The sequence below is a fragment of the Mycobacterium ulcerans subsp. shinshuense genome, from assembly GCF_002355775.1.
GTDB lineage: Bacteria > Actinomycetota > Actinomycetes > Mycobacteriales > Mycobacteriaceae > Mycobacterium > Mycobacterium marinum.
Map to the genome: position 1 here is coordinate 5,154,426 of NZ_AP017624.1, position 12,743 is coordinate 5,167,168.

The following is a 12,743-nucleotide window of genomic DNA, read 5'->3' on the forward strand; positions in this document are numbered from 1 at the left end:
GCCGCGGCGTCAGTACCATCGGTTCCGTGGCACGCTACGGCCCACCTGACGACTTCCACAGCCAACCGACCCAATACGGCGGCTACCCGGCGGGCGGAAGGCCGCCGGCCGGTGCCCCACCGTCGCGGCCGGCCGGCCCGCAGTCCGGGCCACCCCCGCAGGCCCCGCCGGGCCCCGATTCACCCAATCCGTCCGAGCAGTTCGCATCCGCTGAGGGCTACGACCAGGAGAAGCCGGAGGCCGAGCCCAAGCCGTGGTATCGCAATCCGGTGACGCTGACCGGCTGGGCACTGCTGGTCATGATCCTGATCGCGCTGATCGTCTACGGCATCATCGAGCTGATCAGCGACCGGCTGGGCACCGGCAACCCGAGCACGACGACGCCTTCCACCACCACGTCGACCACCACCGCCGAGACGGCCACCACAACCCCGCCGACCACCACGACGACGACGGTCGCGCCGGCCACTACCCCCCGGGTCCAGCCGCCACCCCAACAACCCACGCATCCCCCGACGCATCGCTTCCCGCATCTGCCGCCGCTGCCGTCTGTGATCACCATCCCGGGAGTGCCGACGACGATCACCCTGCCGCCCCACCTGCCCTAGCCGTCAATGCCCAGGCCGACCGGCTAGAGACGCAATTGGGCTACCGTCCGGTAACGAACCGCGTTGCTGCGGGGTCGGGCTGACCGCAGCGGCTACCATCAGCGGCCGTGGCAAGGCACGATCCGCCGGACTACGGCGCCGGTGATCCAACCGCGTACGGCAACTACGGTTACGGCGACCAAGGTGGCGGCTACGGCCAACAGCCACCGCCCGAACCCACCCCGGGGTGGCGCAAGCCCCTGGCGTTGGCGAGTTGGGGCGTGTTGATCGCGGTCCTGATCGGGCTGATCATTTTCGGCATCATCCAGCTTGCCCATGGTCGCCCCACCCCCGCGTCGGTAACCAAGACGGTGACCGCCACCATGACCACCACGACGCCGACCACCACCACGGCGCCGACCAAGACGACCAACACAACCACCACCACGACGACCACCACCACGACCACCACGACCACCACCACGACGACAACCACCACCACGACGCCGACCACCACCACGACGACCACCACGGCGCCGACCACCACCACGACGACCACGACAAACCCGATGTCCCCCGGAGCGATGCCAACTTTCCCTTCGCAGCTCACGCCGTCGATACCCACCGTGATCAATTTGCCGCCGGGCCTGTGAGCCGATTTCGCCGCATCAGCGGCGGTTATGGTGGGGAACGGCCAGCGGCCAGCGATCGCTGGCAAAGACAAGGGACACAGGGGTGTAGGATATGAGCGAGTCGCTCGGGCTGTCGATCGGGGTGGCCAACCTGGTCGCTACCCGGGCAGGCGGCGCCCCGCTGCGACGTGCATCGGTGTTGCATCTATTTCAGCACCAAGCGGCCGAAGTCGGTCTGCCAGAGGAAAACCCCGGCCTCGCCGGCGCTGGCCTAGTGCTACGGGGATTCGTCGAACGAGTTGGGGACCAGTCGCCGCTGATCGCGGCCGACGGCACCAAATACCTCGGCGAGGCGCTGGCCGTGCAAGCCCTGAGCGCGTTGGCGCGCACGGTCGGCTACGGTTCGCCGGTCACAATCGCCGCACCCGCGTATTGGTCGGGGGCTCAACTTGGCGCGTTGCGCGGGGCGTTGCTGACCGAGCCGGCCTTGGCGCCCAACGGTGTTGCTGCGGCGGTAGTCTCGGATGCGGCGGCCGCACTGGCAGCGCTGCGGCCCACACCGGGATTCCCGGCCAGCGGCGTGGTGGCGCTGTGCGATTTCGGCGCCGGCGGCACCAGCGTAACGCTGGCCCAAGTTGGTTCGAGTCTTCAGCAGATCGGCCCGACCTTCCGGTACCGGGAGTTCTCCGGCGACGAGATCGACCAACTCATCTTGAATCATCTCCTGACGGTCACCCCCGGTATCGACAGCGCCGAGGTTTCCGGTACGGCGACCAGCATGGGGTCGGTCACGCTTCTGCTCGGCGGGTGCCGGTTCGCCAAAGAACACCTGTCGGCGGCGCCGGTGGCCACCATCGCAACGGGCGCGGCGGGGCAGCCGGGTGCCGATATCAGGTTTTCCCGCAACGAGCTTGAACAGCTCATCACCCAACCCCTGGACCGATTCATCGGCTCGGTCGAAGACATGCTGCAGCGCAGCGGAGTGCCACGGCCCAGCCTGGCCGCGGTGGCGGCCGTGGGCGGAGGCGCTGCCATCCCGCTGATCGGCAACCGGCTGTCGGAACGCCTGCAGGTACCCGTATTCACCACGGCACAACCGATATTCAGCGCGGCCATCGGCGCGGCGATGCTCGGCCAAGATCAATCGTCGGCCGGTGCTCCCACCGGCGCCGGGCCCGCGGTCGACATGCCAACCAACATTGTCGGCGCCGCCGGCACGATCGGCGCCATGACCGAGGTCTCGCCCACAGCGTGGGCGAACCAGGCCGGCAGTGCGGCGGCCTCCGAATCCGCATCTGACAACGCCAAATCGGCGACATATCGAGCCCTCGCCTGGTCCCAGGACGCGGACACCGGCAACGAACCGGTGCCCTACACCGGCCCCGACGCCACCGGCGAATACGGCCGGGAGCCAGCCACCGACTACGCGCCCCGCTACGACTACCCCGATCAGGACCGCTACGCCGAAGCCGCCCCCTTGCCGTGGTACAAACGCGCGGCGGTGGTGTTCAGCCTGGCCGCGGCCGGGCTAGCCATCTTGGTCGCGGTGGTGTTGGGGCTGACGCTGGGCACGTCCAACAACAAGCCGGTCAACACCACGGTTCCGGCGCCCCCACCGGAACCCATCACGACGACGATCTTGGGGCCCAACAGCAGCCCCACCGTGACCGTGATAACCCCGACGCCGCCCTCCACGACCACCACATCGCCGTCGGCGACCACCACGACCACCCAGCCCACCACTACGACAACGACAACGACAACGACCACGACCACGCCGACCACCACGACGACGACCACGACCACGCCCCCGACCACCCAGCCGACCACCACCCGAACCACGACCACGCAGCCAACGACCACCGCCCCGCCGACCACCACCCAACAACCGTCGACGACGACGGCCGCGCCCATCACGCCGACCACCGAGGCGCCAGGGGCCTAGCCGATCAGCGGCGTGCGGCGAACTCCGCCACCATCGCCTCGGCGCTGCGCACCGCGGCGCGGCAGGCTCTGGTGGTGAATGGGTCGTTGAGCGGATGATCCGCACGCCGGCGCCAGCGTTGCGCCGCGGCGAAAGCGGCCCGCGGACCGTCGTGCCGGTGCTGCGGATCCAACCCCAACCGGGCGGCGGGACTGGTGCCTGAGCCGCCAATGATGCGCCGCAGCGAGACGAGTTCTTCGTCATTCAATGTCGTTGCTTGCGAAGGCAACAGGCTCAGCACACGCAGTTCCTCAAAGGCGTGTGTGTCGGCCAGCAGTGGATCGATATCGGCGATCACGGACGGCGTCGCCATGACCGGGTGCGCCTGCACGAACCGGCGCAGCGAGACCAGCGCCGTATGTGCCTTGAGCATGTCTGAGCGCTGCGCGAACTGCTGATCGATCACCTCCCGCAGGGCCACCAGCCCACTGCGTTCGAGCAGTTCGGCGGCCAGCCCAGCCGAATCCGCGATCCCCGCCGCCAGGCCGGCGATCGAGATACGAATTCCGAACATGCCAAACCGCTCCAACAGCTGCGCGCGGGTGCCCGCGTGCACCGGCAACGGACTATCCGGCCGGACAAAGCGATCCACGCTGAGCAGTGCCTTGTTGAGTTCGGTGCTGTCGGCGCCGGCCAGCTTCTTCAGCGCCGCGAATTCACTCTGGCGCAGCGTGCGTGCGGTGAGCGCGAGCAGTCCGGATACCGGCACCACGGCCTGACAGATGCCCGTCTGACTCAGCTCGGCGGTGAATCGCTTCGCCACGTCTTGGGCCGAGGACATGGCATCGATCCGGCCCGCACCGATCTCATCGGCCCGTGAGGCGACCCCAATGATGCCCAGCGCTCCCGCCGAGTCCCCCACCAAGCCGCCAATCTGTTTGAGCAGCGCGATATCCGCGGCGTTGAGGGTTCGCAGCAGGAAGACCACGGCATCCGCCCTGGGCACCCCGTCCGCGGGCACCAACAGCCGCAACGTGCGTTCGGAGGTATCCCGGTTCAGCGACGACGTTCCGGGGGTGTCGATGATCGTGGTATTGACGAGTTCTTCTGCTGGCCATTCGACGTCCAAATCCGCGATCTCGGCCGGGTTGAGCCGGCGCAGATCGAAGCTGAGACCATCCCGGTGGGTGATGGGCACGTTGACGCGGCGCCCGCCACGGTGGTTGGCCGTCACCCTGGGAGTAGGGCCGTGCCGGAACTCGGTGACGATACGGGTGGCCTCGGTGGCGTCCGTCAGCGCGATATCGTCGCCGACCAACGCGTTGACGAGCGTGGATTTGCCCGCCTTGAGGGTGCCGGCCAGCGCGATGCAGATCGGTTCGCTCAGCCGGGCACCAATGCGGTCGAGTTCGTAGAAGACGTCCGCGCGCTGGCGGTAGGCCGGCTCACCACGGTAGGCCTGAATGGTTCCGCCCAGAATTGCGCGGACCCGATCGCTGGTGCTCACGCTCGTCCTAGGTTCGCCCGGGGGCTCAATTTCAGCAGGTTGTCGGTGACCTGGCCGAGGATGTTGCGCTGTCGCTCGAGTTCGCGAACCCTGTTGTCGCGCTCGGATTCTTCCAAGTGCGAGGCGGTGACCGTGGCCTGCAGCGATTCGTTCAACGACCGAGTGATCTCGTTCGCGATTTCGCGGTAGTGGTCACGCAGGGTCCGCTGGATCATCTTGAGACGGTCGCGCGATTCCTTGCCAACCACGAACGAGACATCGTCGACGAAGCGCCGCACGTTGGTCTTGGCCTCAGCACGCGCGCGCAGCAGCCGATTTTCACGGTCTTCCTTGTAGGCCATCCGGCCGAGTATCAACCCGGCCCCCACTGACACGGGATTGAACAGACCCAGCCCAGCCACCGAGGACAACATGCCGATCATCACGACGCCGCCGTAGGAACCCCGCAAGCCGGTCACCACTTTCTGGGCCTTGCCGGCCGGCTTGGCTTCCAGTTGGGCGGGGGCCTTGAGCTGACCGAACTCGGCCCCCATGGCCCGCTTGCTCAGTTCCGGGGACAGCACCGAGTCCAGACCGGCGTCGGCGAAAGACCTGGCAACGTCGTCGGCCAATGCCTCGCCGCGCTGATATGCCCAGACGAAGTTGTCGCCGACGGCGGTGGCGATCGCGTTCTCCACATCGGTGCCGATCTCCGCCCAGTGCAGGGTCGGATCGCAGGAATCTATCTGACGCTCAGCGTCTTCGGTAACGGCACGGAACCGGGCCCGCAGATCATGATCCACATCGGTACTCAGGTCGGTGAATCCGTCGTTGAGCACCTGCTGCCAGAGTGCGGTCTGCTGCAAGGCATCGTTGGCTTCGCGCTTGCGGCGCTCCAGGTCGCCCGCCAACCTGTCCCGCAGTGCGGGATCGTTGATGACCGCCAGCTCGGAGTCCACGGAGATCGTTAATTGCTCGGCAGCCGAACGTATTTCGCGCAGCACCTCATCGCGCACCCGGTCGGTTTCACGGGAGAGCACCTTTTCGCTGAGGAATTTGACGATCGCCGGGAAGTTGGATTCCTCGTTGAGTTCCTTGTCGTTGAGCGTGACCGCATGACTGCGCAATAGCGACGAGACGGGAATGATCGGCATTGGCACCCGAGCGCGCTGCAGGTGCGCGGCATTGGTGTTGACGATCTCGCGCCAGTGCGGATAGAGGTCGGTCTTGGTCGCAACCACCACCCCGGCCGGACAGAGCTGATGCGCCTTTCGCAGAAACCACATCTCCGGTTCGGTGAATTCTTGGCTGGCGTCACTGACCATCAACATGGCGTCAGCGTCTGGCAACAGCCCCAGAGTCGCAGACAGATGGGGCTGCCCGTGGCCGCCGACGCCAGGGGTATCGATGAAAGCCGACCCGCCTTGCAGCAGCGGGCTGCGTGCGCCGATCTCGACCCGCAGGACTTCGCGGCCACCCGCCTGCGGCGCCCGGCGCAAGTCGGTGTTGATGTCGTCGACTGGGACGTCGATCGAGGTGGTTTCGCCGTTGGGCCCGGCGGCCACGATGATCCGGGCCGAGGGCTGCGGGCTGTAGCTGACCACCGTGACCACCACGGTGGCCTCGTCATCTCCCACTCGCGCCACGGGCAGGTTGAGCAGAGCGTTGAGCAGTTGGCTCTTGCCCTGTTTGAGCTGCCCAGCGATCACCACACGGATCTGTGGATCGGTGATCCGCTGGCGAGCACGGCGCAAGCGCCCCACCAGGTCATTGCGCTCGTTGAGTTCTGCGATCGCGATGGTGTGGTCGATGAGTTCGACAACCACGCCGACCCGACGCGGGTCATCGGGTTGGGTCACCGCATTGCCCCACTTTCTCGGTCGCTGTGTATTTCAGATCACGGTATGCGCATAAACCGGCGGGGACCACGAAGGTCCCCGCCGGTTTCGCGATTACGGCTCAGAACCCGTGCGGGTCAACCGGACCGTGTGACGGCGGATCGACATGCACCGGCGGTGTGTGGGTCACCGGAGGCTCGTGACCGAACACCGAGGGGCTCGGCGGCTCGTGATGCGCCGGCTGTTCGGCCGGCACGTGCGGTTGCGGTGTCACCACCGGTGCGTGCTCAACCGGCGGAGTGTGCGCCGGCGTCGGCGTCGCGACGTGCGGCGCGGGCGCATTGATCACCGGCGGGTTCGCGCCACCGTGACCGGCACCGGCGCCCGGGCTCTGGATGACGGGACCGTTGCCCGACGGTGGGCTCACCTGACCGCCGGCCCCGGCTCCGGCACCCCCGCCGCCCTGGATGACGGGCCCTTGACCGGTAGGGATGGTCGGCCCGTGCTCTACCGGCGGGATCCCGCCGCTGACGCCGCCGTTGCCCCCGAGGGTGGTGCCTTCCTGGCCAAGGATGTCTCCATGGCCCACCGATCCACCCGCGGTGCTCCCGCCACCGAGGCCGGCCTGGCCGCCAGCGGTGCTCCCGCCGCCGAGGCCTACCTGGCCGCCAGCGTGTGTGCAACCGCCAACTCCGGCGCCCATTCCGGCTCCCGGGCTACCCGCCGTGCCACCCAGCTCCGTTCCCGCGCCGCCCGCCGCGCTGCCACCCAGCCCGGCCTGGCCGCCAATGTGGGTACCGCCACCAAATCCGCCAGCCGCCTCGGCGCCTGCACCGCCCGCGACGCTGCCGCCCAGCCCGGCGGCCATTCCGCCGCCCGCACCGGAATGGGCCCCTATGCCCGTACCACCGGCTGCGCCCAGGGCGGCGGGCTGCGGATTGGGATGCCCGCCCAAGGTGGTGCTGTCACCACTCAGGATGCTGCCCCGGCTGCCAGCCCCGAGGCCCAAGCCCGCACCGCCGGCTGCGCCGGCCTGACCGCCAACTCCCACACCGCCCAACGGGCCTGAAACATGTGGGGTGGCAGCACCATTGAGCGCGGCGCCTTCGCTGGCAATCAATCCGGCTTGACCGGTGGCTCCCAGCGATGCGTTGCCACCGATGCCGGTCAGGCCGCTGACGTTGCCCACGCCGGCAAGCCCGCCACCGACCGCGGCACCCGCTTGCCCACCCAGCGCCGCCTGGCCACCAATACCCAGACCGGCCTGGCTGGCGATACCTGCCGAACCACCGGCAGCAAGACCTGCCTGACTGGCGATACCGGCCTGGCTGGCGATACCGGCCTGGCTAGCGATGCCCGCTTGACCGGCAAGACCGGCCTGACTGGCAATGCCCGCCTGACCGGCAAGACCGGCTTGACCAGCAAGACCTGCCTGACTGGCGATGCCCGCCTGACCAGCAAGACCCGCCTGACCAGCAAGACCCGCCTGACCAGCAAGACCGGCCTGACCAGCAATGCCGCCACCTGCCTGGCCAGCGATGCCGCCGCCCGCTTGGCCCGCGATGCCACCGCCTACCTGGCCACCGGCGCCAACCTGGCCATTGCCAACGACGCGGCTTCCAAAGCCCGCACCTGCGCCAACCGCACCGCCGGCGCTACCGCCAACAGCGGCGCCAGCCTGACCACCCACGCCAGCCCCACCGCCGAAGCCACCGCCGATCGCACCACCAGCACTACCGCCGACCGCACCACCGGCCTGGCCACCAACACCGGCACCAACACCGACGCCAGCCTGACCACCCACGCCAGCCCCACCACCAAAGCCACCGTCGATCGCACCACCAGCACTACCGCCGACCGCACCACCAGCCTGGCCACCAACACCGGCACCAACACCGACGCCAGCCTGAGCGCCCAGCTGCGCGTCAAACCCAGCCTGGCTCACAAACCCACCCCCCAAACCAAGCCCAGCCTGACCACCCACGCCAGCTCCACCACCGAAGCCACCGCCGATCGCACCGCCAGCGCTACCGCCGACCGCACCACCGGCCTGGCCACCAACACCGACGCCAGCCTGACCACCCAGCTGCCCGTCAAACCCAGCCTGGCTCACAAACCCACCCCCCCAAACCAAGCCCGGCCTGACCGCCGAGCACGCCACCAACATCAAGACCAGCATTGCCGCCGATCCCGGCGCCAACCGTGGCGCCGGCCTGAGCGCCCAGCTGCGCGTCAAACCCAGCCTGGCTCACAAATCCACCGCCCAGACCAAACTCACCAGCGCCGCCGAACCCGCCGCCGAGACCAAGCCCAGCCTGACCACCCAACCCGCCGCCGAGTCCAAGTCCGAGCCCACCACCGACAGCGGTCTGACCGGCAAATCCCCCCTCAAAACCGGCTCCGATGCCCAGGCCGGTTTGTGCGCCCAGGCCGGTCTGGGCGCCGAACCCGAGCCCGAGACCGGCACTGGCTTGCGCACCGAACCCGGCCTGAATACCGGCCCCGAAGCCCCGGCCGACCTGGCTGGCAAGCCCAACCTGGCCGCCGAAGTCTCCGGTTGCCTGCGTGTAGGCAAGGCCCGGAACAACTCCGCCGACACCGGTCTGCCACCCGAGGCCACTCTGGCTCCACAACCCAGCTCCCAGACCGCTTGTCAGCCCGCTGGCCAGGCCTGCCCCAATGTCGGCCGCAACGACATTCGCCACCGAGGCACCGATGTCTGCACCGGCAAAGCCCGCATCAGCCGCAGCGACTCCCGCGTCACTCACGACCGCGGCAGCGTCTTGAGCAACGACAGCACCCGCATCTTGAGCAACGTAGCTCGACGCGGCGCCCACCTCCGAGGCCGGCGCAAGCCCGTATTGGTCCGCCACCGCTTGCTGCAATCCCCCAATCGGGTCCCCAGCACCAAGGTTAAGAAATGGCAGCGCATTGGCCGCGGCCGACGAGATCTCCACCGAAGACACGTTGACCAGTCCGGCGTTGGTCATGGCCTGCCCGGGAGATGCGACGAACGACCGTGCCGCGTCTTCGCTGCGAAACAGGCTCAGGATGTAGTCGACAAGCGAGGTCATCTTCATTGTCCCTTCAATCGAATGTGTGAAGTTGTTCGCCGAAACGACCGGCGCTCTGCCATAAACGCTATGGATTTGGCCCTTCCTCGAAATCGGGGCCAGATCCCCCAGCCCAACGAGTACCCACCGGGATCGACCGGGCCACCCCATTAGGGGATTAGGGGAAATTGAGCACCCCCAATGCGCATGCGGGAACCGCCCCAAAAAAACCAGCATTTCTACACGTCACATACCAATGACGGGCCGCAAGAGGCGGCTAGCTAGATCACTAGCGAACGGCGTTCACCCGTGGATGCCGAAGCCGTGGTGATCGGGCTCGGTGACATGCGGGTGATCGACTGGGTGATCCCAGATAGCCGGATCAGCCGCCGGCAGGACGCCGTGGTCAAAGGTCGGGTCGGGCGTCTCAGCACCCGTGAACAGCACTGATGGCTGATGGGGTTCGAACGCTACGGGATGCGGATCGGCGGTTACTTCACCGGAGGCGACGGGTGTTGGTTCGTTGATCACGCCGCCCGACGGTTGGTGCTGTGGGACGACCGCCCCGGCAACATGCGGCGAGAACGAGTCCAGCGCGGCCGCCGCCGCACCGCTCGCCCAAACGTTGCCGTGATCGGCAGGTTGTGCCCCGGCAATCGCCCCGCTCGGGCCGGCCATGGACAGTGAATCCGACACCATCGGGATCAGATTGTTGACGTCGGCGCTGGTCACGTCCGTAAGGTGGGCATCGGCGATAGCCTGCGCGGGGTTGGCCGCATACCGTGCGGCCGCCGCGGGGTCACGCACCAGCTCGATGACGAAATCGAGCAACGAGTTAGCCATCTCGCGCCTCCAAATCGCACATTTTCCGCGTCGGGGACGATGCTATCCGGTGATGCCACCAATGTGTTCGGTGTCCAACCCGCGTATCCCGCGACCCCATTAGGGGGTGGCGCGTTAGGGGATTTTGGGGTTCCGGGGTAAGAAACAGTATGGCCAGAAATCCGCTGTCACCCGCAAGTGATGCCCGGGGAGAGCGAGATGGAGTGTCCGAGGGCCACGCTTCGCGCGACGACACGTCGGCGCCCCCTAACTCGGCCGCGGTTCCCGCTCCCGCACGCGGGCTGATCGATGAACTCGCAAGCGGCGGCGCGACCCCGGTGAAGGCGTTGATCGGCGGCGGCATCGGGACCGGCAAGACAACCGTGCTGGGCACCGTCCGCGACGCCCTGCGCCGCACCGGGGTTACCGTCCGTACCCATCCCACCAAGGACTGCGAACCCTCCGAGGCGGCGCTCGTGGTCGACGACGCCCACCTACTCACCGAGGACGAACTACTGCGCCTGGCCGAGTGGGCCGCAGATCCCCAGGCCACCGTGGTGGTGGGCACACAGCTTTATCAGCAACACCCCACGCTGCGTGCGCTCGCGACGACCATAGAACGCGAACGACCCCAGATATCGCTGGGTCCGTTGCCGGTCGCCGACCAACTTCGGGATAGCACCGCGGGTATGCCGTTCTTGGTCGAGGCGGTATCCCGCGAGACCGACTCCCCGGTACCGGCGGCCAGGTTTGCCCTCATCGAGCGGTTGCGCCGACTCGACGAACCCACCCTGGATGCGCTGCTCATCATGTCGTTGACCCAGGAATCGGGAACCACTGACGTGGCCGCCGCGCTTGGCGTGTCCACCTCGGAAGCGCGTCAGCTCGTCGATCGTGTGCACGCCAGCGGACTGGTCGAGCCGTCACATCCGCCCGCCTTCCTGCGGCTGGTACATGAGGCGGTCGTACACATCGTCGGCAACACACACCACCATGAGGTCGAGACCTCCCTGCTGCGATCACAACTCGACATCTCGCCGATGTCACAAGATCTCGTGCTGCGGCTGGCCGAGCACGGGCTGCACGGTGAGCGATTGGCGACCGCCCTCGCCGGATACGCCTCGGCCGCGCGCGGTGAACCCGCGCAGACGGCGCGGCTCTACCGGGCGGCCGTCAGTGCCGGCGCAACAGAACTGAAATCCCAATTGGCCGATGCGCTGGCCCGCACCGGCGACTGTGCGGGCGCGGCGGCGTTGGCCGACGAGCTGCTTGGCTCCGCGGATTCCGCGCAACGCGCCGCGGCGGTGCGGATCGCGGCCAGCGTGGCGACCCATGAGGGCAACGCGGGTCAAGCGGCCGAGCTGTTCGGGTGGTTGGGCCCCTACCCGGATGCGGTCGTTGGTTCGTCAGCGGCGATCGTGCTCGCTGCGGTGGGTGATCTGGAGACCGCCCGCGCCGCGCTAGACGTGAACGACACCGGCCCGCCGACCATGGCGGCGCGGGCCGCGCGCGGTCTTGCCGACGGACTGCTGCTGACCATGGATCAGCCATATCCGGTGGCCATGGCGAAGCTGGGGCAGGCCATCGCGGCGGACCAACCGATCACCGAGGCAATCCCCGACAGCCCGGCCGCGCTGGTGACGTTGGCCGCGATTCATGGCGGTGATCCGGTCCGCGCACGCAGCGTGATCGGGCGTGCGGTGCGCTCCGGAACCGACCAGGTGTTCCATCAGCGCCACCTGCTGCTATCCGGCTGGATCAAGATGCAAGAGGGGCAACTCCCGTCGGCCAGTGCTGATGTCACCGCGGCTTGCTCCGGTGCACCAATGCATCGACGCGACGCACTGTGGGCCGCGGCACTTGAAACCGCGATCGCACGCCGCAGTGGTGATGCCGGTGCACTGCAAAAGCATTGGAATGCGGCCATGGAGGTGCTCGGCGAGTATTCCCTCGACCTGTTCGCATTGCTGCCGTTGGGCGAATTGTGGGTAGCGGCCGCCCGTAATCGCCAGGTGGACCAGCTTCAACACACTTTGGATCAGGCCTTTTCGCTGCTGAATTCACTTGGCAACCCGGTCTTGTGGTCAAACTCACTTCATTGGGCCGGGGTGCATGCGGGAATCCTGGCCAACTCGCCAGGTGCTGTTGCACCACACGGACGGGCGCTTGGCGCAGCCGCTGCCGAGAACGCTCTGGCGCATGTCCTGTCGGTCGCCGGACGGACGTGGCTGCGAGTGCTGGCCGACCAGCTGGATGTCGAGGAGGTCACCGTCGCCGCCCGGTCATTGTCGGGCGTGGGAATGACGTCTGACGCGACCAAGCTGGCCGGTCAAGCCGCCCTGCAGACGCCCGATGCCCGGGTCTCTGGAGCCATGTTGCAACTGGCTCGAGACCTCAGGGC

General features: G+C 67.7%; 10 protein-coding genes and 1 pseudogene. 3 read left to right on the forward strand and 8 right to left on the reverse strand.

Annotated elements, in window-relative coordinates; genetic code table 11:
- Positions 1 to 26: 26 nt before the first annotated feature.
- A complete protein-coding gene (locus tag SHTP_RS22965; RefSeq protein ID WP_096371884.1) occupies positions 27 to 608 on the forward strand; it encodes a hypothetical protein in 582 nt (193 codons plus the stop codon).
- A 190-nt stretch (positions 609 to 798) separates the two neighbouring features.
- Here the strand turns inward: SHTP_RS22965 and SHTP_RS30530 are convergent, their stop codons facing one another.
- The gene (locus tag SHTP_RS30530) at positions 799 to 1,212 is read right to left on the reverse strand and encodes a hypothetical protein (protein ID WP_172900591.1); all 414 of its coding nucleotides are present in this window, start codon (positions 1,210 to 1,212) and stop codon (positions 799 to 801) included.
- Between the two features lie 119 nt (positions 1,213 to 1,331).
- Between SHTP_RS30530 and SHTP_RS22975 the strand changes: the two genes are divergently transcribed.
- Positions 1,332 to 3,164 (forward strand): Hsp70 family protein, encoded by a 1,833-nt coding sequence (locus SHTP_RS22975; protein WP_096371885.1) that lies wholly within the window; start codon positions 1,332 to 1,334, stop codon positions 3,162 to 3,164.
- Between the two features lie 4 nt (positions 3,165 to 3,168).
- Here the strand turns inward: SHTP_RS22975 and iniC are convergent, their stop codons facing one another.
- The 7 genes from iniC to SHTP_RS23010 all read right to left on the reverse strand — a co-directional run bounded on the left by iniC (position 3,169) and on the right by SHTP_RS23010 (position 10,363).
- Positions 3,169 to 4,650, reverse strand: coding sequence for an isoniazid-induced dynamin-like GTPase IniC (gene iniC / locus SHTP_RS22980; protein WP_096371886.1), 1,482 nt, complete (start codon positions 4,648 to 4,650; stop codon positions 3,169 to 3,171).
- Positions 4,647 to 6,488 (reverse strand): isoniazid-induced dynamin-like GTPase IniA, encoded by a 1,842-nt coding sequence (iniA, locus tag SHTP_RS22985; RefSeq protein ID WP_096371887.1) that lies wholly within the window; start codon positions 6,486 to 6,488, stop codon positions 4,647 to 4,649. Before iniA ends, iniC begins: the two co-directional genes overlap by 4 nt.
- Before the next feature lie 100 nt (positions 6,489 to 6,588).
- The gene (locus tag SHTP_RS30780) at positions 6,589 to 8,157 is read right to left on the reverse strand and encodes a hypothetical protein (protein WP_477505897.1); all 1,569 of its coding nucleotides are present in this window, start codon (positions 8,155 to 8,157) and stop codon (positions 6,589 to 6,591) included.
- Positions 8,040 to 8,396, reverse strand: coding sequence for a hypothetical protein (locus tag SHTP_RS30540; RefSeq protein WP_420872920.1), 357 nt, complete (start codon positions 8,394 to 8,396; stop codon positions 8,040 to 8,042). Before SHTP_RS30540 ends, SHTP_RS30780 begins: the two co-directional genes overlap by 118 nt.
- Before the next feature lie 12 nt (positions 8,397 to 8,408).
- Positions 8,409 to 8,564 (reverse strand): hypothetical protein, encoded by a 156-nt coding sequence (locus tag SHTP_RS30545; protein WP_420872921.1) that lies wholly within the window; start codon positions 8,562 to 8,564, stop codon positions 8,409 to 8,411.
- The gene (locus SHTP_RS30550) at positions 8,561 to 9,541 is read right to left on the reverse strand and encodes an IniB N-terminal domain-containing protein (protein WP_231991199.1); all 981 of its coding nucleotides are present in this window, start codon (positions 9,539 to 9,541) and stop codon (positions 8,561 to 8,563) included. Before SHTP_RS30550 ends, SHTP_RS30545 begins: the two co-directional genes overlap by 4 nt.
- A 282-nt stretch (positions 9,542 to 9,823) precedes the next feature.
- Positions 9,824 to 10,363 (reverse strand): Rv0340 family IniB-related protein, encoded by a 540-nt coding sequence (locus SHTP_RS23010; RefSeq protein ID WP_096371891.1) that lies wholly within the window; start codon positions 10,361 to 10,363, stop codon positions 9,824 to 9,826.
- A 203-nt stretch (positions 10,364 to 10,566) separates the two neighbouring features.
- Between SHTP_RS23010 and iniR the strand changes: the two are divergent.
- Positions 10,567 to 12,741 (forward strand): annotated as a pseudogene (gene iniR, locus SHTP_RS23015) (isoniazid response ATPase/transcriptional regulator IniR); the annotation flags it as partial.
- Positions 12,742 to 12,743 lie beyond the last annotated feature (2 nt).